This window comes from Mesorhizobium sp. M0590 (assembly GCF_040320905.1).
In the GTDB taxonomy this organism is placed as follows: Bacteria; Pseudomonadota; Alphaproteobacteria; order Rhizobiales; family Rhizobiaceae; genus Mesorhizobium.
The window spans coordinates 51,752-76,539 of sequence record NZ_JAMYQN010000025.1; the positions used below are offsets into that span (position 1 = coordinate 51,752).

21 protein-coding genes are annotated in these 24,788 nt (G+C 64.4%); 11 read left to right on the plus strand and 10 right to left on the minus strand.

Annotated elements, in window-relative coordinates; all coding sequences use genetic code 11:
* The first annotated feature begins 9 nt into the window (after nucleotides 1–9).
* From NKI52_RS28825 to NKI52_RS28835, 3 genes are read left to right on the plus strand one after another with little or no spacing between them, the layout of a single operon-like run.
* Nucleotides 10–306, plus strand: coding sequence for a sarcosine oxidase subunit delta (locus NKI52_RS28825; RefSeq protein ID WP_023676536.1), 297 nt, complete (start codon nucleotides 10–12; stop codon nucleotides 304–306).
* Nucleotides 303–3,299, plus strand: a complete 2,997-nt coding sequence (locus tag NKI52_RS28830; RefSeq protein ID WP_352568958.1) for a sarcosine oxidase subunit alpha — start codon at nucleotides 303–305, stop codon at nucleotides 3,297–3,299. Before NKI52_RS28825 ends, NKI52_RS28830 begins: the two co-directional genes overlap by 4 nt.
* Complete coding sequence (locus NKI52_RS28835; protein WP_023676538.1) at nucleotides 3,292–3,879, plus strand: sarcosine oxidase subunit gamma; 588 nt, start codon at nucleotides 3,292–3,294, stop codon at nucleotides 3,877–3,879. Before NKI52_RS28830 ends, NKI52_RS28835 begins: the two co-directional genes overlap by 8 nt.
* A gap of 19 nt (nucleotides 3,880–3,898) precedes the next feature.
* Here NKI52_RS28835 and NKI52_RS28840 read toward each other — a convergent pair whose 3' ends face one another.
* On the minus strand, nucleotides 3,899–4,597 hold the full coding sequence (locus NKI52_RS28840) for a nitroreductase (protein WP_352623286.1): 699 nt from the start codon (nucleotides 4,595–4,597) through the stop codon (nucleotides 3,899–3,901).
* A 269-nt stretch (nucleotides 4,598–4,866) separates the two neighbouring features.
* Here NKI52_RS28840 and NKI52_RS28845 point away from each other — a divergent pair, with 269 nt between their 5' ends.
* From NKI52_RS28845 to NKI52_RS28865, 5 genes are all read left to right on the plus strand, one after another.
* Complete coding sequence (locus NKI52_RS28845) at nucleotides 4,867–5,460, plus strand: helix-turn-helix domain-containing protein (protein ID WP_031211731.1); 594 nt, start codon at nucleotides 4,867–4,869, stop codon at nucleotides 5,458–5,460.
* A 77-nt stretch (nucleotides 5,461–5,537) separates the two neighbouring features.
* Nucleotides 5,538–7,991 carry a GcvT family protein gene (locus tag NKI52_RS28850; RefSeq protein ID WP_352568960.1) on the plus strand — a complete coding sequence of 818 codons (2,454 nt, stop codon included), beginning with the start codon at nucleotides 5,538–5,540 and terminating at the stop codon, nucleotides 7,989–7,991.
* Nucleotides 7,988–8,887 (plus strand): homocysteine S-methyltransferase family protein, encoded by a 900-nt coding sequence (locus NKI52_RS28855; RefSeq protein WP_023676541.1) that lies wholly within the window; start codon nucleotides 7,988–7,990, stop codon nucleotides 8,885–8,887. The genes NKI52_RS28850 and NKI52_RS28855 overlap by 4 nt, the downstream gene beginning before the upstream one ends.
* Entirely contained in the window at nucleotides 8,887–10,068 is a 1,182-nt protein-coding gene (locus NKI52_RS28860) for a pyridoxal phosphate-dependent aminotransferase (RefSeq protein ID WP_352700447.1), read from the plus strand. The genes NKI52_RS28855 and NKI52_RS28860 overlap by 1 nt, the downstream gene beginning before the upstream one ends.
* The gene (locus NKI52_RS28865; protein WP_352700448.1) at nucleotides 10,065–12,539 is read left to right on the plus strand and encodes a GcvT family protein; all 2,475 of its coding nucleotides are present in this window, start codon (nucleotides 10,065–10,067) and stop codon (nucleotides 12,537–12,539) included. The genes NKI52_RS28860 and NKI52_RS28865 overlap by 4 nt, the downstream gene beginning before the upstream one ends.
* Before the next feature lie 214 nt (nucleotides 12,540–12,753).
* Here the strand turns inward: NKI52_RS28865 and NKI52_RS28870 are convergent, their stop codons facing one another.
* From NKI52_RS28870 to NKI52_RS28895, 6 genes are all read right to left on the minus strand, one after another.
* Entirely contained in the window at nucleotides 12,754–13,335 is a 582-nt protein-coding gene (locus NKI52_RS28870) for an NAD(P)H-dependent oxidoreductase (RefSeq protein ID WP_023676544.1), read from the minus strand.
* A 207-nt stretch (nucleotides 13,336–13,542) separates the two neighbouring features.
* Entirely contained in the window at nucleotides 13,543–14,943 is a 1,401-nt protein-coding gene (locus NKI52_RS28875) for an FAD-binding oxidoreductase (protein WP_502897817.1), read from the minus strand.
* Nucleotides 14,940–16,238, minus strand: coding sequence for a cytosine deaminase (locus NKI52_RS28880; RefSeq protein WP_352700458.1), 1,299 nt, complete (start codon nucleotides 16,236–16,238; stop codon nucleotides 14,940–14,942). The genes NKI52_RS28875 and NKI52_RS28880 overlap by 4 nt, the downstream gene beginning before the upstream one ends.
* A gap of 241 nt (nucleotides 16,239–16,479) precedes the next feature.
* Complete coding sequence (locus NKI52_RS28885; RefSeq protein WP_352577095.1) at nucleotides 16,480–17,331, minus strand: ABC transporter permease; 852 nt, start codon at nucleotides 17,329–17,331, stop codon at nucleotides 16,480–16,482.
* Nucleotides 17,318–18,160, minus strand: a complete 843-nt coding sequence (locus NKI52_RS28890; RefSeq protein ID WP_352700449.1) for an ABC transporter ATP-binding protein — start codon at nucleotides 18,158–18,160, stop codon at nucleotides 17,318–17,320. Before NKI52_RS28890 ends, NKI52_RS28885 begins: the two co-directional genes overlap by 14 nt.
* A gap of 3 nt (nucleotides 18,161–18,163) precedes the next feature.
* The gene (locus tag NKI52_RS28895; RefSeq protein ID WP_352700450.1) at nucleotides 18,164–19,168 is read right to left on the minus strand and encodes an ABC transporter substrate-binding protein; all 1,005 of its coding nucleotides are present in this window, start codon (nucleotides 19,166–19,168) and stop codon (nucleotides 18,164–18,166) included.
* 276 nt (nucleotides 19,169–19,444) lie between these two features.
* Between NKI52_RS28895 and NKI52_RS28900 the strand changes: the two genes are divergently transcribed.
* Both NKI52_RS28900 and NKI52_RS28905 read left to right on the plus strand, forming a co-directional pair.
* The gene (locus NKI52_RS28900; RefSeq protein ID WP_352617542.1) at nucleotides 19,445–19,828 is read left to right on the plus strand and encodes a RidA family protein; all 384 of its coding nucleotides are present in this window, start codon (nucleotides 19,445–19,447) and stop codon (nucleotides 19,826–19,828) included.
* 57 nt (nucleotides 19,829–19,885) lie between these two features.
* Nucleotides 19,886–20,689: a creatininase family protein gene (locus NKI52_RS28905; protein WP_352617540.1), complete on the plus strand. Its 804-nt coding sequence runs from the start codon at nucleotides 19,886–19,888 to the stop codon at nucleotides 20,687–20,689.
* 29 nt (nucleotides 20,690–20,718) lie between these two features.
* Here NKI52_RS28905 and NKI52_RS28910 read toward each other — a convergent pair whose 3' ends face one another.
* The 3 genes from NKI52_RS28910 to cobD form a co-directional block, all read right to left on the minus strand.
* Nucleotides 20,719–21,966 carry a serine hydrolase domain-containing protein gene (locus NKI52_RS28910; RefSeq protein WP_352700451.1) on the minus strand — a complete coding sequence of 416 codons (1,248 nt, stop codon included), beginning with the start codon at nucleotides 21,964–21,966 and terminating at the stop codon, nucleotides 20,719–20,721.
* A gap of 62 nt (nucleotides 21,967–22,028) precedes the next feature.
* Complete coding sequence (locus tag NKI52_RS28915) at nucleotides 22,029–22,532, minus strand: tyrosine phosphatase family protein (RefSeq protein ID WP_352700452.1); 504 nt, start codon at nucleotides 22,530–22,532, stop codon at nucleotides 22,029–22,031.
* Nucleotides 22,529–23,587 (minus strand): threonine-phosphate decarboxylase CobD, encoded by a 1,059-nt coding sequence (cobD, locus tag NKI52_RS28920; protein ID WP_352700453.1) that lies wholly within the window; start codon nucleotides 23,585–23,587, stop codon nucleotides 22,529–22,531. The genes NKI52_RS28915 and cobD overlap by 4 nt, the downstream gene beginning before the upstream one ends.
* Between cobD and cbiB the strand changes: the two genes are divergently transcribed.
* Complete coding sequence (gene cbiB, locus NKI52_RS28925) at nucleotides 23,586–24,557, plus strand: adenosylcobinamide-phosphate synthase CbiB (RefSeq protein ID WP_352700454.1); 972 nt, start codon at nucleotides 23,586–23,588, stop codon at nucleotides 24,555–24,557. The genes cobD and cbiB overlap by 2 nt on opposite strands.
* Nucleotides 24,558–24,788: the final 231 nt, after the last annotated feature.

Genomic DNA, 24,788 nt, shown 5'->3' on the forward strand with positions numbered 1-24,788 from the left:
TAGAGATCCATGCTCATCACCTGCCCCTATTGCGGCCCGCGCGACGTGATCGAATTCACCTATCAGGGCGACGGCAATCGCCAGCGCCCACAGCCCGCCTCGCAGAACCTCGACGCCTGGAACGCCTATGTCTACGACCGGCTTAATCCAGCCGGCGACCACAATGAGATCTGGCAGCATTCCGGCGGCTGCCGCGCCCATCTCAGGGTCGTGCGCAACACGCTGACGCACGAGATCTCCAGCACCGCGTTCGCGCGCGGCGACCACAACTCGGTTGCGCGGCACCGGGCCGAGGACAAGCCATGAGCCCGCGCCGTACAGAGGCCGGGGGCCGCATCGACCGGCTGCGGACCATCCGTTTCACCTTCGACGACGCGCCTTATACCGGCCATGCCGGCGACACGCTGGCTTCGGCGCTGCTGGCCAACGGCATCACCCTGTTTGGGCGTTCGTTCAAATATCACCGCCCGCGCGGCGTGCTGACCGCCAGCGTCGAGGAACCGAACGCGCTGGTCACAGTGTTGAGGGGCGAGGTTCGCGAGCCGAACATCCCCGCCACAATGGTCGAGATTTATGACGGGCTGGCCGCGATCAGCCAGAACCGCTTCCCTTCGCTTGCCTGGGACGTCAGTGCCGTGAACCAGCTCGGCGGCAAGCTTTTGTCGGCCGGCTTCTACTACAAGACCTTCATGGGACCGGTGATCGGTCCGCTGAAGGGCACTCGCTTCTGGATGTTCTGTGAGCATTTCATCCGCCGTGCCGCCGGCCTGGGCAAGGCAGGCACGGCTCCCGATACGGCGCGCTACGAACGCATGAACGCGTTTTGCGATGTGCTGGTAGTCGGCTCCGGCCCGGCGGGGCTGATGGCCGCCAGGGCGGCTGCCGATCAGGGTGCACGCGTCATCCTGGCCGAGCTCGAGCCGCATTTCGGCGGCTCGGCCAATTGGTCGGGCGAGACGATCGATGGCATGCCGGCCGCCGACTGGGCAGCGCGCGCCGCTGGCCAGCTCGAAGGCCGTGACAATATCCGCCTGCTGCCGCGCACCACCGTCTGGGGCTATTATGACGGCAACACGCTTGCCGCGCTCGAACGTGTCACCGACCACAAGGAAACGCCCGGCAAGGGCGAATCGCGCCATCGCTACTGGACGATCCGCGCCAGGTCGGTGGTGCTGGCCACCGGATCCCTGGAGCGTCCGCTGGTCTTTCCAGGCAATGATCGGCCAGGCGTAATGCTGGCGCATGCTGCCGAGCGTTATGCCATTGAATATGGCGTGCTGCCCGGCGACAGGATCGGGCTGTTCACCAACAATGACAGCGCCTATCGCGCGGCCCTGGCGCTGAAGAAGGCCGGCGCCGTGGTCGTCGCCATCATCGACGTGCGCCCTGAGCTTTCGAGCGAAATGCGCAAGCTGGCCGGCGAGACCGAGGCCGAGATCCTTTCTGGCCACGCGGTGATCGCCACCGAGGGCGGCAAGGCGCTTTCCGGCTTCAAGGTGCAGCGCTTCGACATGGTCAACGGCGCGCTTTCCGGCGATGCGCGCAGCATCCACGCCGATTGCCTATTGATGTCGGGCGGCTGGTCGCCGACCATTCATCTGGCCAGCCAGGCCGGAGCCAAAGCGGAATGGAACGAAGCATTGCAAGCGTTCCTGCCGCCCAAGCCGACGACACAGCAATGGATCGGCGCCGGCGCCTTCACCGGCAGTTTCTCCACCGCCGAGGCGATCGCCGAAGGTCGCGCCGCCGGTCTTTCCGCTGCGGGCGCAACCGCCACGCCGGCGGCCTTGCCTGCCGTCGAAGCAGCACCTGGCGATCCCGATCCGGCGCCGGTGTTCGAGATCAAGGCCGAAGGAAAAAGCTTCGTCGACTTCCAGCATGACGTGACGGCGGATGACGTGCGGCTGGCGCATCGCGAAGGCTTCGTCTCGGTCGAGCATCTGAAGCGCTACACCACGCTCGGCATGGCAACCGACCAGGGCAAGAGCTCCAACATACCCGGCCTGGCCATAATGGCCGAGGCGCTGGGCAAGCCGATCCCGCAGGTCGGCACGACGCGCTTTCGCCCGCCCTTTTCGGCGGTGTCGATCGGCTCGCTAGCCGCCGAACGCTTCGGCGATCTGAAGCCCGAGCGGCTGACGCCGATGCATGACTGGCACGTCGCCAACGGCGCCACCATGTATTCCGCCGGCCTGTGGTATCGGCCGATGATCTACGGCCATCCCGGCGAGACGATCGAGCAGGCCTATGTCCGCGAAGCGAGAGGCACGCGCGAGAGCGCCGGCATCGTCGATGTCTCGACACTGGGCAAGATCGCGGTGCAAGGCCCCGACGCGGCGGAATTCCTCGACCGCCTATACACCAACATGTTTTCGACGCTGGCCGTCGGCAAGGCGCGCTACGGGCTGATGCTGCGCGAGGACGGTCTCGCCTTTGACGACGGCACCACGTGGCGCCTCGGCGAGCAGGATTTCCTGATGACCACCACCACCGCCAATGCCGGCAAGGTGATGCAGCATCTGGAATATTTCCTCGACGTGATCTGGCCGGCGCTGAAGGTCCACGTCACCTCGGTGACCGACCAATGGGCCGGTGCCGCCATCGGCGGGCCGAAGGCAAGGCAGATACTGGCTGCTTGCGTCAGCGGCACTGCCGTCGACAATGCCGCCCTGCCCTTCATGGGCATCGTCCACGGCGAAATCGCCGGCGTGCCGGTGATGATCTGCCGGCTGTCCTTCTCCGGCGAAATGGCCTTCGAGGTCTATTCCGGCGCCGGCTACGGCACCCATGTCTGGGAGGCGCTGATCGAAGCCGGCAAGCCGTTCGGGCTGGTGACCTACGGGCTGGAGGCGCTGGGCACCATGCGCATCGAGAAAGGCCACGTCACCGGTGCCGAGATCGACGGCCGTACCACGGCACGCGACCTGCATCTCGACTGGATGCTGTCGAAGAAGAAGCCGTTCATCGGTTCGGCGATGATGGACCGCGAGGGGCTGATCGCGCCCGACCGCCTGGAACTCGTCGGTATTGTTTCGCTCGACAACCAGCCGCTCAATGGCGGCGCACACATCGTCGAGGAGCTTGACGAAGCCAATCCGCACGGCTCGCTTGGCCACATCACCGCTTGCTGCTATTCGCCGGCGCTGGGTAAATATATCGCGCTTGCCCTGGTCAAGGGCGGCAAGGCGCGGCGCGGCACGCGCGCTTATGTCTCCGACCCGCTGCGCAACCGGTTCGGGCCGGTCGAGATCGTCTCCAACCATTTCTTCGATCCGGACGGGAGCCGCATGCATGGTTGAACGCCAATCGCCGCTTGAGCCGGTGCTGCATCCGGGCTCGCATGGCAATTTCGAGCATGGTGTCGAAATCATCCTCTCCGAAACCAGGCCGGGTTCGATCCTGCAGCTCGCCGCCTGGCCCGGCGAGGAGAAGAAGTTGATGGCCGGCATCCATGCGGTCACCGGCCTGGCTTTGCCCGACGGCGCCGGTGGCGGTGTGACGAACGGCGCCAGGTCGGTGTTCGGCTTTGCGCCGGGAAAGTTCACTGTGGTCGATGAAGCCGAGGGATTGGCGCCGGCCTTTGCCAGTGTCGTCACTTCGGCCATCGGTACGGTGACCGACCTTTCGCACGGCCGCACCGCGATCCGTATCGCCGGGCCGAAGGCCGAGTGGGTGCTGGCGAAATTCTTCGCCATCGACTTCGCGCTGCCGGCCTTCCCGATCGGCGCCGGCCGCTCGACCATGCATCACGACATCTTCGCGCAGATCCAGCGCACCGGCGCCGATCAGTTCGACATCTATGTGTTCCGCTCGTTTGCCCGCTCGTTCTGGAAAGCGCTCTGCCATGCGAGCGAGGAAGTCGGCTACGAAGTGCAGTAGAGCCGGACGGCGCTTCACGTCACTCCGCGAACGTCACCCACTCTTCCAGCGGCGCGCGGTCGGTGCGGAAGGCATTTTCGGGCTTGGACGTATCCTCGTGGCCGAGCGCCATGCCGCAGACGATGATCTCCTCGTCGGGAATGTTGAGCACCGGCCTGATCTGCCGGTGATAGGGCGCGAAGGCGGCTTGCGGACAGGTGTGCAGGCTCCTGCCCCGCGCGGCGACCATGATGTTTTGCAGGAACATGCCGTAGTCGATCCACGACCCCTTGTTCAGCCGCCGGTCGACGGTGAAGATCATGCCGACCGGCGCGTCGAAGAAGACGAAGTTGCGGTCGTGCTGCGCACGCATCCTGTCGACCTCGCGCCGGCCGATGCCGAGCACGCCGTAGAGGCCGAAACCGTTGGCCCGCCGTCGCGTCAGATAGGGTTCGAAGAACTGGTCGGGATAGTAGCGATACTCGTCCCACTCGGCCTTTTCGGCGCGGATGCCCGAGCTGAGGATGGCGTCGGTGATGCGCTGCTTGACCTCGCCCTTGGTCACATAGACTTTCCAGGGTTGCATATTGGTGCCTGAGGGCGCGCGCGCGGCAACGGCGAGAATATCGCGGATGATCTCGTCGTCGACCATATCGGGCAAGAAGGCGCGTACCGACCGCCGCGAGGTGATCGCGTCATCGACGATCGCCGCCGCAATCCGGGAGTTGTTTTCCAGCATGGGCCGTCCTTTTGCGTATGATCCCGAACCGATTTTCCGGAAGGATCATGCGCCGACTAGAAGTGATGGAGCATCCTTGCGCGTCTTTTTGAACGCCCGATAGCCTACCCGCCTCGACCGGACGCCCCACTCGCCGCTCGTGCGCCGAGCCTTTGCCCGAACCGTCAAAATGGCGCAAGTAAATCTTGTGGTTGCGTGAAAATCCTCTTGATTTTTTCATGAACCCGCCATCAAATGAAATTTGCTGAGAATTTTTCACCAAGACAGGGATGGCTTTGCCCTCAACCGCCGCCAGATCGGAACAGGACAGCGGCGAACGGCTGCTGGCCGGCGACATTCGCGCGTTGCGCAAGGCGCGCGGCTTGACGCTTGCTGAAATCGCACTGAAGCTCGGCCGTTCCGTCGGCTGGGTCAGCCAGGTCGAGCGCGGTCTGTCGGTCCCGTCGCTCGGCGATCTCAGGGCCTTCGCCGAATTGTTCGGCGTGCCGGTCAGCCTGTTCTTCAGCCATGACGTGCCTGTCGAGACCGAGCGCGGCGTGGTCGTGCGCGCCGGCAACCGGCGCACGCTTGGCACAAGCGATTCCGGCCTGGTGGAGGAGCTTCTGTCGCCCGATCTCGGCGGTAGCTTCGAGATGCTGCGTTCGGTCTTCGCTCCGGGTGCCGAGATGAAGGCCGAGGCGCGCCGGCCGACCGAGGAAGCCGGCTACGTCGCTTCGGGCAGTTTCGACATCGAAATTGCTGGCATCTGGCACCGGCTTGGCGAAGGCGACTCCTTCCGCTTCGACGGCAAGCCGTTCCGATGGCGCAATCCTGGAGCCGAGCCGGCTGTCGTCATCTGGGTGGTTTCGCCGCCTGTCTATTGAACGAATGCATGTCGCCCAAAAGTGCGTGGCGGTTTTGGGACAACGACATGCATCAAAACAAATAGTCGGAGAAGAACATGGCCGGTTTGCCGACCACGGCACGCGTTGTGATCATCGGAGGTGGTGCCGTCGGCGCCTCCTCGCTCTACCATCTCGCCAAGGCGGGCTGGACCGACTGCGTGCTTCTGGAGAAGAACGAGCTGACCTCCGGCTCGACCTGGCATGCCGCCGGCAACGTGCCGACTTTCTCCTCGTCATGGTCGCTGATGAACATGCAGCGTTATTCGACCGAGCTCTATCGCCGGCTGGCCGACGAGGTCCGCTATCCCATGAACTACCACGTCACCGGCTCGCTCAGGCTGGCCCATAGCGCGGAGCGCATGCAGGAATTCCAGCGCGCCAAGGGCATGGGCCGCTACCAGGGCATGGATATCGACGTGGTCGGGCTCGACGAGATTAAGCGCCGTTACCCCTTCATCGAGACGCATGAGCTGAAAGGCGCGCTCTACGATCCGAATGATGGCGATATCGACCCCGCGCAGCTGACCCAGGCACTGGCCAAGGGCGCGCGCGACATGGGCGCGAAGATCATCCGCTTCTGTCCGGTCACCGGCGTGAGCCGAGACAATCACGAGTGGGTGGTCGAGACGGCGCAAGGCGAGATCCGCTGCGAGATCGTCGTCAACGCCGCCGGCTACCGCGCCGCCGAAGTCGGCAGGATGTTCGGCCGCGAGGTGCCGATGATGGTGATGAGCCATCAATATATCCTGTTCGAGGAAATCCCCGAACTGGCGGCGTGGTCGAAGGAACAGGGCAAGAAGCTGCCGCTGCTGCGCGACGTCGATACGTCCTATTATCTGCGCCAGGAAAAGAACGGCATGAATCTCGGCCCCTATGAGCGCAATTGCCGCGCCCACTGGGTCGGCCACAACGACCCGATGCCCGACGACTTTTCCTTCCAGCTGTTTCCCGACGATCTCGATCGGCTGGAACATTACCTGGCCGATGCTGTCGCCCGCGTGCCGATCCTCGGCACCGCCGGCCTTTCAAAGGTCATCAACGGGCCGATCCCCTATGCGCCGGACGGCAACCCTCTGATCGGGCCGATGCCCGGCGTGCCCAACGCCTTCGAGGCCTGCGTCTTCACCTTCGGCATCGCCCAGGGCGGCGGCGCCGGCAAGGTGCTGGCCGAGTGGGTGACCGAAGGCCAGACCGAATGGGACATGTGGTCCTGCGATCCACGCCGTTTCACCGCCTTTGCCTCGGCCCCGGATTATTGCGTCGCCAAGGGCATGGAGATCTACGGCAACGAATATGCCATCCAGTTCCCGCGCCATGCCTGGCCGGCCGGGCGCGACCGCAAGCTGTCGCCGCTCCACGACCGCATCAAGGCACTCGGCGCCCGGTTCGATGCTTATAATGGCTGGGAACGCGCCACCTGGTATACGAACGCAGGCGACGACATCTCCGAAGAATCCACGCTGACCTTCCGCCGCGACGGGCCGTGGCAGCATCGTGTGCGCGAGGAATGCCTCGCCGTCCGCGATGCCGCCGGCATTCTGGACCTGCCGGGGTTCTCCCGTTTCAATCTCGACGGTCCGGGTGCCGCCGAATGGCTGAGCCTCCAGGTGACCGGCCTGGTGCCGAAACCCGGCCGCATCGGCCTCGTCTATTTTGCCGACGACAAGGGCCGCATCGTCACCGAAATGTCGGTGGTCCGCCACGACGAGAACCTGATGACGCTGATCACCGCCGCTGTGGCTCAGTGGCATGATTTCGAATGGCTGAAGTCGCGCATCCCGAAGGACGCCACATTCAAGCTGATCGACAGGACGGAGGAATACTCCACCCAGATCCTCGCCGGCCCCAACTCGCGAAAAATCCTCGCCGAACTCTGCGCAGCCGACCTCACCCTGCCCTGGCTGACGCATCAGGAAACCAGTATCGCCGGACGTTGGGCAAAGCTGGTGCGCGTGTCCTTCGCCGGCGAGCTCGGCTGGGAAATCCACAGCAAGGTCGACGATACCGCAGCCATCTTCGACGCCGTCTGGGCGGCCGGGAAGAGGCATAGACTAAAACCGTTCGGCATGTACGCGCTGGATTCGCTGCGGCTCGAAAAAGGCTACCGTACCTGGAAGGGCGACCTGTCGACCGACTACTCGATCCTGCAGGGCGGGCTGGAGCGATTCGTCAGATGGGATAAGCCCGACTTCCGCGGCAAGACGGCGCTGCAAAACGAGAAGCAGCAGGGCATCAAGAAGCGCTTCGTCACGCTGGTTGTCGAAAACCCCGGCGACTGCGATGCGCCCACCATGTCGACGCTGTGGCATGACGGCCGGATCGTCGGCGAGACGACATCCGGCGGCTGGGGTCATCGCATCGACAGGTCGATCGCGCTCGGCATGCTGCGCGCCGACCTCACCGAGCCGGGAACCGCGGTCGAGATCGAGATCTTCGGCGAACGTTTTCGGGCGGTCGTGCAGAAGGATGAGCCGTTATGGGATCCAAAGAACGAGAGGCTCAGAGCATGAAGAAAGTGATCCTCACCGATGGCGGCATGGGCCAGGAGCTGGTCCGCCGTAGCAGTTCCGAGCCGACGCCGCTGTGGTCGGCCAGGGTGCTGATCGACGAACCGGATCTGGTGCGCGACCTGCATGCGGAATTCATCCGCGCCGGCGCCCGCGTCATCACCATCAACACCTATTCAGCCACGCCGGAGCGGCTGGCACGCGAAGGCGCGGAAGAGCTGTTCAAGCCGCTGCAGAAGCGCGGCATCGAACTGGCAAGGCAAGCCCGCGACCAGGCCGGCGACGCGGCGATCGCCGGCTGCCTGTCGCCGCTGTTCGGCAGCTATGCGCCGGCGCTGACGATATCCTTCCAGGATACGCTCGACATCTATCGCCGTATCGTTGCCGAGCAGGCGGACGGCGTCGATCTGTTTCTGTGCGAAACCATGGCGTCGGCCGAAGAGGCGCGCGCCGCCGTCACCGCGGCGTCGGAAAGCGGCAAGCCCCTATGGGTGTCGTGGACGCTTGCCGACCACGGCACGCCGCGCCTGCGCAGCGGCGAAGCCATTGCGGCGGCGTCGGGCGCTCTTGCCGGCCTGCCCGTCGCGGCCCGGCTGATCAATTGCTGCCGGCCCGAAGCGATCGCTGCAGCGCTGCCCGAACTGATCGCTCTCGGCGGTCCGGTCGGCGCTTATGCCAACGGCTTCACCTCGATTGAGGCGCTCAAGCATGGCGGTACCGTGGAAGTGCTGCACGCCCGCCACGACCTTGATCCGGATGCCTATGCCGGCCAGGCGGTCGGTTGGGTCGAGGCCGGCGCCGGCATCGTCGGCGGCTGCTGCGAAGTCGGACCGGCCCACATCGCCGCGCTGCGCGACCGGCTCGAACAGGCCGGTTATGAAATTTCGGGAGCAGCATAATGCCCAGGCCATCATCGCGCATTTCCGGCATCGTGCCTTCGGGCAAGGATGGCTGGGAGGTTCATTCCGCTGCCTGGGCGCGCAAGCAGGCCGGCGAGGACATCATCATGCTGTCGGTCGGCGACCACGATTTCGACACGCCGAGCGAGACGATCGAAGCCTGCGTGACGGCGGTTCGCGCCAGCAATCACCACTACACGCCGCTTGCCGGCGTTCCACGCCTGCGCAAGGCGATGGCGGCGGCCTCGATGCGGTGCACCGGCGTTGCGACAAATCCCGACCAGGTCATCGCCACGCCGGGCGGGCAGGCCGCGCTTTACGCGGCCATTCAAGCGGTTCTCGACCAGGGCGACCATGCCATCGTCGTCGCGCCCTATTACGCCACCTATCCCAACACCTTCAGTGCGGCGGGCGCCGAGTTCAGCGTCGTCGAGACCCCCGCCGAGGATGGCTTTCAGCCGCGCGCCGCCGACATTCGCGCCGCCCTTCGGCCGAACACCCGCGCCATCCTGATCAACACGCCCAACAACCCCACGGGCGCCGTCTATTCGCGAGAGCGCCTGGAGGATCTGGCGCAGATCTGCCGCGAGCATGACCTATGGCTGCTGTCGGACGAGGTCTACTGGACGCTGGGCGGCGGCGAGCACGTCTCACCACGCTCGCTGCCCGGCATGGCGGAACGCACGCTGGTCATCAATTCGATGTCGAAGAGCCACGGCATGACCGGCTGGCGCATGGGCTGGCTGACCGGGCCCGAGGAGATGGTCTCGCTGCTGACCGACCTCAATCTGGTGATGACCTACGGCCTGCCGGCCTTCATCAGCCTCGCCTGCGCTGAGGCGCTCGAAAATGATTACGGCGTCAAGGAGATCGCCGAGCGCTATTCCGCAAGGCGCGCCGTCGTTCTCGATGCCATGCGCGGTATGAACAACATCACCGTGCGCGGCTCCGAAGGCGGCATGTACGTCATGCTCGACATATCGGCGATCGAGCCGGACGACGAAAAATTCGCCTGGGCCTTCCTCGACCAGGAGAAGGTCGGCGTCATGCCCGGCTCGAGCTTCGGCCAGGCTGCAGCCGGCCACATCCGCTTCAGCCTCTGCCAGCCTGAGCCGGTGCTGATGGAGGCCGCCACACGCCTGCGCCGCTTCGCCTCCTTCTATCGCCGTGAGGCCGCATGAGCGCCTCACCCACCAAAACCATTCCGACCAAGGCCATTCCTCCCAAAGCGAGGGCGGTCATCATCGGCGGCGGCGTCTCCGGCTGCTCGGTCGCCTATCATCTGGCCAAGCTCGGCTGGACCGATATCGTGCTGCTCGAGCGCAAGCAGCTGACGTCGGGCACGACATGGCACGCCGCCGGCCTGATCGGCCAGCTGCGCGGCTCACAGAACATGACGCGGCTGGCGAAATACTCGGCCGACCTCTACGTCAAGCTGGAGGCCGAGACCGATGTCGGCACCGGCATGCGTCAGGTCGGCTCGATCACGGTGGCGCTTACCGAGGAGCGCAAGCACGAGATCTATCGGCAGGCGTCTCTCGCCCGCGCCTTCGATGTCGATGTGCGCGAGATTTCGCCTCGTGAAGTCAAGCAGATGTACCCGCATCTCAATGTGTCAGATGTGGTCGGCGCCGTGCACCTGCCGCTCGACGGCCAGTGCGACCCGGCCAATATCGCCATGGCGTTGGCCAAGGGCGCGCGCCAGCGCGGTGCGACGATCGTCGAGAATGTGAAGGTGACCAAGGTCCACACCAAGGCCGGCCGTGTCGCCGGGGTGTCCTGGGCACAAGGCGACGAGCAGGGCGCGATCGAAGCCGATATCGTCGTCAACTGCGCCGGCATGTGGGCACGCGAACTTGGCGCCCAGAACGGCGTCACCATCCCGCTGCACGCCTGCGAACATTTCTATCTCGTCACCGAGCCGATCGCCGGGCTGGCACGCCTGCCGGTGCTGCGCGTGCCGGACGAGTGCGCCTACTACAAGGAAGATGCCGGCAAGATGATGCTCGGCGCTTTCGAGCCGGTGGCGAAGCCTTGGGGCATGAACGGCATAAGCGAGGATTTCTGCTTCGACCAGTTGCCGGAGGACATGGACCATTTCGAGCCGATCCTCGAAATGGGCGTCAACCGCATGCCGATGCTGGCCACCGCCGGCATTCACACCTTCTTCAACGGTCCCGAGAGTTTTACGCCCGACGACCGCTACTATCTCGGCGAGGCGCCGGAGCTTTCCGGCTACTGGATGGCGACCGGCTACAATTCGATCGGCATCGTCTCCTCCGGCGGCGCCGGCATGGCGCTGGCGCAATGGATCAATGACGGCGAGGCGCCTTTCGACCTCTGGGAGGTCGACATCCGCCGCGCCCAGCCGTTCCAGAAGAACCGCCGCTATCTCAAGGAGCGCGTCTCCGAAACGCTCGGCCTGCTCTACGCCGATCATTTCCCCTACCGGCAGATGGCGACCTCGCGGAACATAAGGCGCTCGCCGCTGCACGAACACCTGAAGGCGCGCGGCGCCGTGTTCGGCGAGGTCGCCGGCTGGGAGCGCGCCAACTGGTTCGCTAGGCCCGGCCAGGAGCGCGAATACCGCTATTCCTGGAAACGGCAGAACTGGTTCGACAACCAGCGCGAGGAGCATCTTGCGGTCAGGAACGGCGTCGGCCTGTTCGACATGACTTCGTTCGGCAAGATCTGCGTCGAAGGCCGCGACGCCTGCGCTTTCCTGCAAAGGCTCTGCGCCAACGACATGGACGTGGCGCCGGGCAAGATCGTCTACACCCAGATGCTCAACCAGCGCGGCGGCATCGAGAGCGACCTCACCGTCTCGCGATTGTCCGAAACAGCCTTCTTGCTCGTCGTGCCCGGCGCCACGCTGCAGCGCGACCTGGCCTGGCTGAGAAAACATCTTGCCGACGAGTTCGTCGTCATCACCGATGTGACGGCGGCCGAAGCCGTGCTTTGCCTGATGGGCCCGGATTCGAGAAAGCTGATCCAAAAGCTGAGCCCGAACGATTTCTCCAACGAGAACAACCCGTTCGGGACGTTTCAGGAGATCGAAATCGGCATGGGGCTGGCCCGCGCCCACCGCGTCACCTATGTCGGCGAGCTCGGCTGGGAGCTTTATGTCTCGACCGACCAGGCTGCCCATGTCTTCGAGGCCATCGCGGAAGCCGGCACTGACGCCGGCCTGAAGCTATGCGGCCTGCATACGCTGGATTCCTGCCGCATCGAAAAGGCCTTCAGGCATTTCGGCCACGACATCACCGACGAGGACAATGTGCTGGAGGCCGGGCTGGGTTTCGCGGTGAAAACGGCCAAGGGCGAATTCCTTGGCCGCGATGCGGTGCTGACGAAGAAAGAAACCGGCCTGTCACGCCGGCTGGTGCAGTTCCGCCTGAACGACCCCGAGCCGCTGCTCTTCCACAATGAGGCGATCCTGCGCGACGGCACGATCGTCGGCCCGATCACCTCGGGCAATTACGGCCATCATCTCGGCGGCGCGATCGGGCTTGGCTACGTGACTTGCAAGGGCGAGAGCGAGGCGGACGTCCTGGCGTCGTCCTACGAAATCGAGATCGCCGGCGAGCGCTTTGCCGCCGAGGCCTCGCTCAAGCCGATGTACGATCCGAAATCGGAACGGGTGCGGATGTAACTCTTTTCTTTCTCCCCTTGTGGGAGAAGGTGGCCGAGCGAAGCTCGGTCGGATGAGGGGTGTTGGAAGGATCGCTACCTCAACGGAATTAGCGTTTAGCGCTCCCGTCCCAATCTTCCCACGCCGCGTTTCTTCCAGCACCCCTCATCCGGCTCGGCGCTACGCGCCGATCCACCTTCTCCCACAAGGGGAGAAGGAAAAGTCCCCTCCCGCGTCAGAACGCGTCCATCTTGGCAGCGACCTTCGCGATGAATTTCGTCCGCGTCTCGTTCGTCGACAGGTTCATCGAGTAATGCGCGAGATAGGAGACCGACCCGCCAGGCTTGATGGTGGCGCGCAGCACCCGATTGACCAGCTTGCGCGGCGGGTCGCCCATCAGCATGGCGCGGAACCGGCTGCCGCCATAGGTGGTGACCGCCGCGACCTTGTGAATGTTGTGCAGCGACGGCTGCACCTTGCCGTTGACCAGCTTGAACGACACGCCGGGCAGGAAGACGCGATCGAAAAAGCCTTTCAAAATGGCCGGATAGCCGAAGTTCCACACCGGAAACGACAGCACCAGCGCCTCGGCCCGCAGTAAGCGCTCGACATAGGCTGACGCCGGATCGCCGTCGCTGCGTTCGTCGTGATAGGACAGCCGTTCGGCCCGCGTCAGCCTGGGATCGAAACCCTCCGCATAGAGATCGCAGTCGTCGACGACATGGCCGGCGGCCTTCAGCCGCTCGATGATCGTCCGGTGCAGATCGGCGTTGAAGCTGGTCTCCACAGGATGAGCGTAGAGGACGAAGACGTTCACAGGAGAACATCTCGCAAGTCGGCACCAAGCACCCCCCTCTGCCCTGCCGGGCATCTCCCCCCCAAGTGGGGAGATCGGCTGTCAGTATCGCTTTCGCCAGTTGACGACGTTGGAAGATGGTCGAGACGATGGAACTGCCAATCTCCCCCCTTGAGGAGATGGCCGGCAGGCCAGAGGGGGGTACAGCGCCACTCGCCCGTCATCGTCTCAACCCGCCTTCTCCAGCCCCTTGAACAGGAACGACTTGCCGGAGCGATAATCATAGTCCGGGTTTTCCCAGGCGATCATCTTGCCTGGATTGAGCAGCCCTTGCGGGTCGGTTTCGCGCTTGAAGGCGAGCTGCACCTCGTCGGTGCGCTTCATGCCGCCTTCTTCCAGCGTGTAGCGGTGCGGGTTGAAGATCCAGCAGCCATTGTCCTCGTGGATGCGGATGATCTCGTCGAGCCGCTCCGCCGTGGTGAAGCGGACCAGCGGCAGCCCGGCGATGCCGATGGCGCCGTCGAAGCGGATGAACTCGAGATGCGCCGGCACCTCGTCGCCGAAGCGGTCGACCATCGTCTTGACGTGGCCGAGGTGGTCCGGCGACGGATAGCGGGTCTGCAGATAGGTGATCGTCGGATCGACCCGGATGGCACGCAGCGTCGTGTGGTTCCAGGTCAGCTCATAGGCCGGCGGCAGCCCTTTGAGATCGGCCTCCTTGTCGGCGCGAAAGACGATCTCGCCCTTGCTGCGCGCCGTGAAGGCGAGGAAGGCATCCATCGCATGCGGCGCGATCATCAAGACGACGATGCTTTGGCCGCGCCGGAAAAACCGCTGGTGGCGCTTGAAGTAATCGTAGGGGATGGGTGCTGCGATCGGCGTGATCAGTTTCGCCAATATGCCGTCCTGGATGGCGAGATCGTTGCCGAAGCCAGCCGCATCCATGAAATCGTCGAAGCCGACGATGACGTCGATCCAGTCATAGCTGGCGGTCAGAGGCATCTCGACTTCGGTGATGATGCCGTTGGTGCCGTAGGCGTGCATCACCTTCAGCACGTCCTCGCCGGTGAGCTCCATGACCCGCGGCTCAGCCTCCATCGTCACGGTCCTCAGCCGGATGACGTTGCCGAGGTCGCGCAGTCCGCCCCAGCGGATCGAACCGATGCCGCCGGAGCCGCCGGCGACGAAGCCGCCGATCGATGCGGTGTTGTAGGTCGACGGCGACATGCGGAGCTCCTGGCCGGAATGCGCCCGCGTCGCTCTGTCGATGTCGGCGAGCACGGCGCCGGGGCCGGTGACGACACGGCCGGGGGCGATCGTCTTGACCGCGTTCATTTCGGCGAGATTGAGCACCACGCCGCCGGACAGCGGCATCGCCTGCCCGTAATTGCCGGTGCCACTGCCGCGCGGCGTCACCGGGACGCCATGCCGGTGACAGGCGGCGAGAATGCGGACGACCTCGTCTTCGGTTTTCGGCGTCACGATCAGGTCGCCGGTGACGTGCTCGAGCTGCTGCTTCAGCACCGGGCTGTACCAGTAGAAATCGCGGCTCTTCTGCTGGACGATCGCCGGATGGTCGTCGATCTTCAAACCGTCCAGGTCGCGCTTGAGCGCCGCAATATCCATCATTCCACCATCAGATCATCGAGTTCGGCATAATCGGGCAGCTGGCGCTCGATCGCCCGGCCGTCGCGTACAACGATGCGATCCGATTCGGGCCGTGACAGCAATTCCGTCCAGCTCCGCCCCTTGAAGACGACGAAATCGGCCGGCGCTCCGGCGGCAAGCGGGCCGAAACCATCGAGCCGCATCACCTTGGCCGGCGTTGCGGTGACAGCTTGCGGCCAGTCCGCGACGGGATGGTCTAGATGCAGGATGCGCGTCGCCATGCGATAGACCTCCAGCATGTCGAGATCGCCATAGGCGTAGAACGGGTCGCGCGTATTGTCGGAGGCGACGGCGACGGCAATGCCGCGCGCCTTCATCTCGTGCAGCAGCGTCACCCCGCGCCAGCGCGGCGTTGTCCTGTCGCCTCGCCGGTCCTGCAGATAGAGATTGCACATCGGCAGCGACACCACCGCCAAGCCGGCCTTGGCGACCTTATCCAGCGTGTCGAGCACGTCGAGATCGGGCTGGCGTGCCAGCGAGCAGCAATGGCCGACCAGGATGTTCCCGTCAAAACCGTTCCAAAGGGCGGCTTCGGCGATTTTCTTCAGCGAGATCGCAGAGACATCGTCGGTCTCGTCGGCATGGAAATCGAGGTCGAGGCCATGCTTGATCGCCTGCGCAAACACCTGGTCGAGCAGTTCTTCGAGGTCCGGCACCATATAGGTGACGACGCCGAGCACGCCCTTGGCGGCAGCCACCCGCTTGGCCAGCCTCTCGAACCATTTCCTGTCGCGCACGCCTTCGATGCCGAGCAGGCAGGCCGCCTGCAGCTCGATGCGGCCGCGCCATTTCTCCCGCATCGTCTCGAACACCGGCCAGGAGATCTCTTCCTGCGGCGCAACGCTGTCGAGATGCGTGCGCAGCGCCCTGGTGCCGTGCGCGTAGGCGCAGCGCAGCGAAAAATCCATGCGGCGGGCAACGTCGTCGGCGCTCCAGCGCGCCGCGCGGTCGGCGCCGGTGGCGTTCAAAGCGGCCATGAAGGTGCCGTCCGGGTTGGGCTTTCGGGGCCAGATATGGCCCTTGTCGATATGGGTGTGGCAGTCGACAAAGCACGGCAGCACGATGCGGCCGCCGAGATCGACGGCGTCCGCCGGTGCGTTGGATCGATGCGCCGTAATCCCGGAGATCTTGCCATCGGCGACGGCAACGTCCGCGAGCGCAAATCCGTCGGTGTCGGAAGGAGCGGCAAGGCCGAGCGTCAGGGAGGCGTGAAGCCGGACCTTGGAGAGGACGAATTGGCCGGATTTGGGGATCATCGCAGAGGTCATCGCTGCCCCTCATCCGGCTGCCGCCACCTTCTCCCCGTATAGAGACGGGGAGAAGGGGCTGACCGCGACCGCGGCGCACTTTCAGCAACTCTGGTGATGGGCGAGATCGTCGAGGAAGGCGTCCTTCTCCCCGTCACTATACGGGGAGAAGTGCCCGGCAGGGCGATGAGGGGCAGCGCTGACGCCGGGATGGGCGACAGGCAGCTTTTGCCTACAAAACACGGTACCATCACCGCTCCTGCCTCAGCGCGCTCTCGTGCCAGCGCCGCAAAATGAGATGCGAAATCAGCGACAGCACCAGGAAGATCAGGATGCCCGTGAGCGAGATCAGGATCAGCGCCGCGAACAGTCTTGGTGCGTTGAGCCGGTAGCCGGCCTCGATGATGCGCGAGGCGAGGCCGGACGACTGGCCGGTGGCGCCGGCGACGAACTCGGCCACCACCGCGCCGATCAGCGACAGGCCGCCGGCGATCTTCAGCCCGCCGAGGAAATAAGGCATCGCCGCCGGCAGCCGCAGATAGCGCAATTGCTGCCAGCGAGTGGCGCCGTTGAGCTTGAACATGTCGCGCAGATTGCGGTCGACGGAGTTGAGGCCGAGCGTGGTGTTGGAGAGGATCGGGAAGAAGGCGACGATCCAGGCGCAAAGCAAAAGCTTCGTCGTCTGGTTGTCGACATAGATATTGATCAGCGGAAAGATCGCGACGATCGGCGTCACCTGCAGCACGATGGCGAAGGGAAAGAACGACATCTCCACCCATTTCGACTGAGCGAACAGCACTGCCAGCCCGACACCGCCGACCACGGCGAGAAGCAGGCTCAAGAAGGTGATCCTGAGTGTCACCAGCAGCGAGGAGAACAGCAGCCCGGCATCGTCGTGCAGCGTCTGCAGCACCACGCCGGGGCGCGGCAGTATGTATTTCGGGATGTCGTTCCAGACGCAGACGCGGTCCCACAGCCAGATCGCCAGGATCATGATCGCCAGCGGCAGCAGCCATCTGCCGATGCGCTCGAAGCGCTCCTGGCGGACGCGGCGCGCCTCCTCCGGGTCGAGCGCCGGGATCTGTTCTTCAATGGCCGTCATGATGCGGTCCGGCAGTTGAGTTGATGGCGCCGATCAGCACGTCGGATGCCTGGCGGCAGAGCGCGGCATAGTCGGGCGAGGTGCGAAACGCCTCGTCGCGCGGGTAGGATGCATCGACGGCAAGCTCGGCAAACACCCGGCCCGGCCGCGCCGCCATGACGACGACGCGATTGGAGAGGAATACGCTTTCGAAGACGCTGTGGGTGACGAAAACGACGGTAAAACGCTCATCCTGCCATAGCTCGAGAAGGTCGTTGTTGAGCTTGAAGCGGGTGATCTCGTCGAGTGCGGCGAACGGCTCGTCCATCAACAGAATGCGCGGCTTGGTCACCATGGCGCGGGCGATAGAGACGCGCATCTTCATGCCGCCGGACAGTTCGCGCGGCACGGCATTCTCGAAGCCGGTCAGGTGAACCCGCGCCAGCATCTCCATCACCGCCGGCGCCGCCTTGGCACGCGACACGCCCTTCAGCCGCAGCGGCAGCCAGACATTGTCGAAGACGTCGGCCCAGGGCAGCAGCGTCGGCTCCTGGAAGACGAAGCCGATATTTGAACGGTCGCCGATATTCGAACGCTCGACGGCGCCGCTGCCGCGCCAGTCGAGCACGCCCGAGGTCGGCGTCGACAGGCCCGCAATCAGCCGCAGCGCCGTCGATTTGCCGCAGCCCGACGGCCCGAGCAGGCTGAGGAAATCGCCCTCCCGGATCGTCAGCTCGACATTGCTGAGCGCGGTGACGCCGTTGGAAAAAACCTTGCCGACGCCACGCAGCGCCAACAGCGTCGGCCCCGATACGCTTCCTGGCTGTTGCGCCACTTTCTCCAGCTTCACGGCCTACTTCTTCAGGTCGAGCCCGACGCTCTTGTTGACGAAGGCCAGCGTGTAGGCCTTCTTGATGTCGATGCCCGCCGGTGTGACCTTGGCCTTGACCATCTTGTCGTAAAAACTCTGGATGCGCGCATCGGTCATGGCGCCGATGCCGAGCTTTTCGCTGTCGCCGGAATCGACCACGCCGAACTTCTTCAGCTGCTCGATCGAGAAGGCGATCTGCTCATCCGTCATGTCCGGATTTTCCTTCTTGATCATCTCGTTGGCGGCCTTGTTGTCGCCGTAGAGATAATTGTACCAGCCCTTGGCCGAGCCATCGACGAAGCACTGGACCACCTCGGGCCGCTTGTCGACCGTCTCCTGCATGGTCTCGACCGTCGTCGCATATGTGTCCCAGCCATAGTCGGCCAGCAGGAACTGGTTCGGCGTGAAACCGCCCTGCTTCTGGACGGCGAATGGCTCCGAGGTGACGTAACCCTGCTGGATCGACTTCTTGTTGGCGATGAACGGCGCCGGGTTGAAGGTGTACGGCGCGCGCTTGGCGGCGTCGAAGCCGAGGTCGGTGACCATCCACTGGAAGAAGGTCTGCGCACCTTCGTCGCCGAGGATGTACTGGTCGGCGTTCTTCAGGTCTTCCCATTTGTCCAGCCCCTGGCCGGGATGGGACATGATGACCTGCGGGTCCTTCTGGAAGTCGGCGGCCACGACGCGCATCGGTATGCCTTGCTGCACGGCATCGAAAGCCGACAGCAGATTGCCGCCCATGTAGAAATCGATCTTGCCGGCCAGCAGCAGCGGCCGGCCACTGACCTGTGGGCCGCCCTGTATGATCGTCACGTCGATGCCGCAGGCCGCATAGGTGCCGTCCGCCACGGCCTGGTAGTAACCGCCATGCTCCGGCTCGGCCAGCCAGTTGGTGCCGAAGGTGACTTTTTCGTTCGCTGCCGCGGCAAGCGTGCCTGCGCCAAGCAGCACGATCACGCCCGCCGAAATCCTGAGTTTTCCGTACATCCACACCACCCTTTGTTCGCTCCGGCGCGTCACGCGCCGGGCTCGACACCATTGTTTCAAGAAGCAAGACACATGCCACCGGCGCGTTGCGCCGGGACCGCCCGCTTGTGCAATGCCCGCCTGAGCAATGGCGGCGCGAAGGCCGGACGGGTCATGCTGTACGAAAGGCATCGTGCCTATTTTTTGATCGCCTGTCCACAATCGCCCTCGTGACATGCACCGCCATCTTGATGCCCGCATCGATCCCGCTTTAGGCTGCCGTGAACGGAGATTGCCATGTTCAAATTTCTCACGCCGAAGTCGATCAAGCCGCCCTTCGCCCGCTACAGCCATGGCGTCGAACTGCCGCCCGGCAAGCGGCTGGTGCTGTGTTCGGGCCAGGTCGCAATCACCCCGGACGACCAGATCCCCGAGGAGGCCGGCGCACAGGCCGAGCTTTGTTTCCGGAACATATCGGCGATTCTCGGCGAGGCCGGGCTCGGCCTGTCCGACATCGTCCGCATCAACACCTACGTCACCGACCGCGCCTTCCTGCGCCCCTATATGGAGGTTCGCGACCGGCTGTTCGCCAGCCCGGCGCCGGCCTCGACGCTGATGATCGTGTCCGGTTTTGCCCGGCCGGAATTCAAGGTCGAGATCGAGGTCATTGCGGCGGGATGATCGACAGCCGATCGTTCCCGCGTTAGGTCTGGGCTTGTCGGTTCAAGAGGGCATGACATGACCGCTGCAAAAAAACGCGTATGGTGGGGTGACTACCGGACCACCGAATACGCGACCGTCGATCCTGAAGCGACCATTGCCGTTCTGCCGCTGGCGGCGATTGAGCAGCACGGCCCGCATCTGCCGGTCTCGACCGACACCTCGATCATGAACGGCATGCTGGAAACGGTGATCGCGCGCCTGCCCGGCGATCTCGACATCCGCATCCTGCCGGTCCAGGCGGTGGGCAAGTCGAACGAGCATTTGCACGCACCGGGCACCCTCACTTTGCCGGCGACGACCTTGGTCGAGGCGTGGACCGAACTTGGCCTGTCGGTCGCGCGCGCCGGCGTCCGAAAACTGATTGTCGTCAACTCGCATGGCGGCAATGAGGAGATCATGGGCATCGTCACCCGCGAATTGCGTGTGCGGGCAAAGATGCTGGCGGTAAAGACCAGCTGGCAGCGCTTTGGCCGGCCGGCCGGCATGTACACCGAGCTCGAGGACCGCCACGGCATCCATGGCGGCGACGTCGAGACCTCGCTGATGCTGCACTTCCGGCCCGACCTCGTCGATATGGGGAAGGCCGACAATTTCGTGTCCAAGGTCGCCCGCGCCGAAAAGGAATTTGCGCTGCTGCGCCACACCGGAACGCACGCCTTCGCCTGGATCGCCAGCGATCTCAACCCGAATGGCGTCGTCGGCGACGCCAGCATTGCCACCGCTGAAAAAGGCCGGCTCACCGCCGAGCATCAGGCCGACGGCTTCATCGGCCTGCTGAGGGACGTGGGCAAGGCAAAGCTGGCGGATTGGCTGGCGTAGGTGTTTGATCCCACCAACTCAGGCCTCGCTCACGAGGGGCGATTCCATTCGCGCGCGAGGATCCTCACTTCACCTCTTGAAGCGGCGACACCGTGTAGATTTCGTCCAGTATCTTCACCATCAAGGTGTTGGCGGTCGCCTGGCCGTGGAGCGCGAGAGTCAGGTTGGTCCATAATGACCAGGGTGACGTCATTGGCCGGATCGTAGCCCATGAAGGACTGGTAACCGGGCATCTCGCCTTCGTGATAGTAGATTTCGTTAGGCCCGAAGGTCAGCGTTAGGATGCCATAGCCGTATTTTTGCATGGCGGGTTCGCCCGGCTCCGGTGCCTCAGGGCTTGCAAGCCACTGCCGCTGGAAGTCGGCATTGAAGAGCTTGCCCCCGACCAGCGCGCGCATCCAGGTCGCGAGGTCATCCGCGGTGGAGATGACTCCGCCAGCCGCAAAGTAGGCGGACGGGTTCTGCCATGTGTCGTCGTTGGGCTTGAGCGTTCCCGCCCTGGCCGCAGCCTGGAGGTCGTCCGGATAGGGCGCATCAGCCAGGGCGTACGAAGTACTGCCGTAGAGATAGCCGTTTGAGTATGGCTCGGGGATGGCGTTCGACGTGCTCGGCGGCAACGCGGTGTTCTTCATGCCGAGCGGCCCGAACAGGCGGTCCCGGAAGATGGTCGAGAGCGGCTTGCCGTCGATCTTCTCGGCAACAAGGCCGAGCAGATAGTAGTTGGTGTTGTTGTACTCGAATTCGGCACCCGGCGCGAAGTCCGGCGGCCGTTTGAACGCCATGCCGAGTACTTCATCAGCGGTCCATACCCTGTAAGGATACTTGTCCAGGCTTTCGGCAAGTTCCGGCGCATTGGTGAAGTTAGGGAGGCCGCTCCGCATTGTTATGAGCTGCCGAATGGTTATCTCGTCGCCGTTGGGAACGCGCTGGACGTATTTCGAGATCAGATCGGCGAAGCTCAGTTTCCCCTCCTGCACCAGTTGCACGATGACAGCGGCGGTCATCGTCTTGGTGTTCGAGGCCGCACGGAAGTGGGTATCGGCGCGCGGCGGGTTCGTGGCACCCAGTTCAGTCGTACCGTAGCCGAAGACGAGGTTGCCCCGCGGAGTCTTGAGCAAAACCATGGCACCGGGCAGCATAAGTTCCTTGGCCAAACCCTCGACAGTGGCTTGGAGCGCTGCCAGGTCGATCGACTTGAGAGCCGGCATGGACGCGGCCATGGCGCTGCCTGTCGCGCAGACCACGCCAACAACGATGGCCAAAATTCTCCCGATCATCATTCGCCCCTTGGCCGTGTCCTAGAACTCCTGCGCACTTTTCCTGGAATTTGTTTTTAGGCTCAGATTTTCAATTCGAACGGCGTGCCTTCGAAAGCATCCGCGCCGCGCCCGATCGCCTGGATCGCTTCGATCATCCTGCCCCTGCGATCGAGCAGCGTGTCGGCGATCGCGATCAGCCGCGGATTGGGTGTCGCCGTGGGCGACAGCCTGCGCAGCGTCTCGGCCAGTTCGGCCTCGTCGCGCTTCGGCGCCAAGGCTGCCGCGATGATGTAGGCCGAGGCGGTCGAGCGGCTGATGCCGGCATAGCAATGCACCACCAGCGGCCGCGAGCGATCCCAGTGGCGGGCGAAATCGAGCAGGTTCAGGACATGCTCCTCGCCCGGCATGGTCATGCCCTCCTGCGCCACCGCAATGTCATGCATGACCAGATGCAGATGGTTTTCTCTGGTGATCGAGGCCGGTCGCATCACCTCCGTTCCGGCGGCAAGCAGCGAAAGCAGCCGCTCGGCCCCGGTCTTCGTTACCGTTTCCTCGACTTTGGACAGCGAGCAGACGTGGATCATTGGGTAGTTTCTCCCTTGGCATCATCGTCGCGCCGCGAGGCCCAGCCGGCAAGCGCCGATTCGAGCCGCCGCCATTCTTCATCGGCTCCCGGCAGGCCGGCGCGCAGCACATCCGGCCGGCCGGCGAAATGCCGAAGCAGGATGCCGCGCTGGCCGAGCACCGAAAACAGGCCGGCGGCGTTCGCCAGCCTGAGATAGCGGAACAGCGTGGTGCCACCGGCGACAGGCACGCCGAAGCGGCCGAACAGCGTGTCGAGCCGCGCAGCGTCCTCGGCCAGACGGCGCCGCATCCCGGCCTGCCAGCCGGTGTCGGCAAGCGCCCTTATGCCATATTCGAGCGCCGGCCCGGCAACCGCCCATGGCCCGAATTGCGCCTCCAGCCGCTCGACCGTCAGCGCATCGGCCAGTGCAAAGCCAAGCCGCAGGCCGGCCAGGCCGAAGAACTTACCGAACGAACGCAGCACGACGATGCCGCCCTGGTCGACGTCGCCGGCCAGGCTTTCGCTGCGCGGGCCGACATCCATGAATGCCTCGTCGACCACCAGCAGCCCACCTCTGGCGCGTAATGTCCCGGCAAGTCGAAGCAATCTTTCGCGCTCGACGACGCGCCCGTCCGGGTTGTTGGGATTGACGACGACGGCAAGGTCGGCCGCCGCCAGGGCTTCGAAATCATCGACTTCAGCCGCCGCATGGCCGGCGATCGCCGCTGCCCGCCGATGCTCGGCATAAGTCGGCCCGAGCACCAGCGCCGTGCCCGGGCTGACCAGGGAAGCGACGCGCGGCAACAGGATCTGCGTGCCGGGCGCCGCTGCGACATTCGCCGCCGACGGGGCGCCATAGGCGCTTGCCGCGCGTTCAGCCAAGTCGCGGCTGCGCGCTGTTTCCGGCAATCGCGACAGGGCGGTGGCGGGCAAATCGAAAAGCGGGTAGGAGTGCGGATTGATCCCGGTCGAGAGGTCGACGAAAGGCAGCGGCGCGTGAGGGAAAAGCGCCCTCGCCCGGCCAAGGCTTCCGCCGTGGTCCACTGCCGCCGTCACTCCATCAAGAGACTTCATGCCGATCCTGATCACTTTCCTGTCGCTGGCCATCGAACTTGTACTCGGCTACCCGGCCCGGCTCTTCGATGCCATCGGCCATCCCGTCACCTGGTTCGGCAGGCTGATATCCTTTCTCGACCGCAGGCTCAACCGCGCCACTGATTCCGACGCCGACCGTCGCGGCCGGGGCGTCTTCGCGCTGCTGGTGATCGTGCTGGTGCCGGCCGCCCTCGCCCTCTGGCTCGAAACCTTGCTTTGGAGCATTCCCCTCGGCTGGTTGGTCACCGCAATCCTGGCGACGTCGCTGCTGTCGCAGAAGAGCCTGGCCGAGCATGTCGAAGCGGTCGCCGACGCACTCGACAGCGGCGGACTGGATATGGGCCGCATTGCCGTCTCGCGGATCGTCGGTCGCGACCCGGAAAAGCTCGACAGGGCCGCTGTCTGCCGCGCCGCGATCGAAAGCCTGGCCGAGAATTTCTCCGACGGCGTCGTCGCTCCGGCCTTCTGGCTCGGTATCGGCGGGCTCGCCGGCGGCGTCGCCTACAAGGCCGCCAACACCGCCGATTCGATGATCGGCCATCGCACCTCGCGCCACGAAGCCTTCGGCTGGGCGGCTGCGCGCTTCGACGATTGGATCAATCTGCCGGCGTCGCGGCTGACGGCGCTGCTGATCGTACTCGCCGCTTTTCTGGTCAAGGGCGCCGACGCCAAGGGCGCCTGGCACGCCGTGCGGCGCGATGCGAAAAAACACCGCTCGCCCAATGCCGGCTGGCCGGAAGCAGCGATGGCCGGCGCGCTCGGCCTGGCGCTCGCCGGCCCCCGTTCCTATGACGGCGTCATGGTCGAAGACGCATTGATGGGCGAAGGCGGCCGGCGCGATGATGTCGAGAGCACCGACATCCGACGGGCGCTGAAACTCTACCGCGTCGCCGACTTACTGCTGATCGCGCTGTTCGGCGTGGTCGCGGTGGTTGTTATCTTGGCGTGATCTGCGCTCGAGATCGAGCGGAAACAAAAAACCCACCATGCGGCGGGTCGTTGGAGCCAATTAGCACCATACCGGAATTAGTAGCATAGCTGCCGGCACAAAGCAAGAACAAAATAGGGCTACGCCTCAAATAATCGCGTCAGGTCGGCGCCGCCCCTCACCCTTACCATTCCAGGGGCGAAGCCGCTTCGTGCGGCTTTCCCTTCTCCCCTTGTGGGAGAAGGTGGCCGC

Excerpts from the sequence above, each read along its gene's own strand:
- NKI52_RS28825 (WP_023676536.1), top strand. The coding sequence starts at position 10 with ATGCTCATCACCTGCCCCTATTGCGGCCCGCGCGACGTGATCGAATTC.
- cobD (WP_352700453.1), bottom strand. The coding sequence starts at position 23,587 with ATGAAGTCTCTTGATGGAGTGACGGCGGCAGTGGACCACGGCGGAAGC.
- NKI52_RS28855 (WP_023676541.1), top strand. The coding sequence starts at position 7,988 with ATGAAGAAAGTGATCCTCACCGATGGCGGCATGGGCCAGGAGCTGGTC.
- NKI52_RS28900 (WP_352617542.1), top strand. The coding sequence starts at position 19,445 with ATGTTCAAATTTCTCACGCCGAAGTCGATCAAGCCGCCCTTCGCCCGC.
- NKI52_RS28885 (WP_352577095.1), bottom strand. The coding sequence starts at position 17,331 with ATGACGGCCATTGAAGAACAGATCCCGGCGCTCGACCCGGAGGAGGCG.
- NKI52_RS28845 (WP_031211731.1), top strand. The coding sequence starts at position 4,867 with ATGGCTTTGCCCTCAACCGCCGCCAGATCGGAACAGGACAGCGGCGAA.
- NKI52_RS28910 (WP_352700451.1), bottom strand. The coding sequence starts at position 21,966 with ATGATCGGGAGAATTTTGGCCATCGTTGTTGGCGTGGTCTGCGCGACA.
- NKI52_RS28880 (WP_352700458.1), bottom strand. The coding sequence starts at position 16,238 with ATGATCCCCAAATCCGGCCAATTCGTCCTCTCCAAGGTCCGGCTTCAC.
- NKI52_RS28905 (WP_352617540.1), top strand. The coding sequence starts at position 19,886 with ATGACCGCTGCAAAAAAACGCGTATGGTGGGGTGACTACCGGACCACC.
- NKI52_RS28895 (WP_352700450.1), bottom strand. The coding sequence starts at position 19,168 with ATGTACGGAAAACTCAGGATTTCGGCGGGCGTGATCGTGCTGCTTGGC.
- NKI52_RS28840 (WP_352623286.1), bottom strand. The coding sequence starts at position 4,597 with ATGCTGGAAAACAACTCCCGGATTGCGGCGGCGATCGTCGATGACGCG.
- NKI52_RS28830 (WP_352568958.1), top strand. The coding sequence starts at position 303 with ATGAGCCCGCGCCGTACAGAGGCCGGGGGCCGCATCGACCGGCTGCGG.
- NKI52_RS28850 (WP_352568960.1), top strand. The coding sequence starts at position 5,538 with ATGGCCGGTTTGCCGACCACGGCACGCGTTGTGATCATCGGAGGTGGT.
- cbiB (WP_352700454.1), top strand. The coding sequence starts at position 23,586 with ATGCCGATCCTGATCACTTTCCTGTCGCTGGCCATCGAACTTGTACTC.
- NKI52_RS28915 (WP_352700452.1), bottom strand. The coding sequence starts at position 22,532 with ATGATCCACGTCTGCTCGCTGTCCAAAGTCGAGGAAACGGTAACGAAG.
- NKI52_RS28835 (WP_023676538.1), top strand. The coding sequence starts at position 3,292 with ATGGTTGAACGCCAATCGCCGCTTGAGCCGGTGCTGCATCCGGGCTCG.
- NKI52_RS28865 (WP_352700448.1), top strand. The coding sequence starts at position 10,065 with ATGAGCGCCTCACCCACCAAAACCATTCCGACCAAGGCCATTCCTCCC.
- NKI52_RS28875 (WP_502897817.1), bottom strand. The coding sequence starts at position 14,943 with ATGATGGATATTGCGGCGCTCAAGCGCGACCTGGACGGTTTGAAGATC.
- NKI52_RS28860 (WP_352700447.1), top strand. The coding sequence starts at position 8,887 with ATGCCCAGGCCATCATCGCGCATTTCCGGCATCGTGCCTTCGGGCAAG.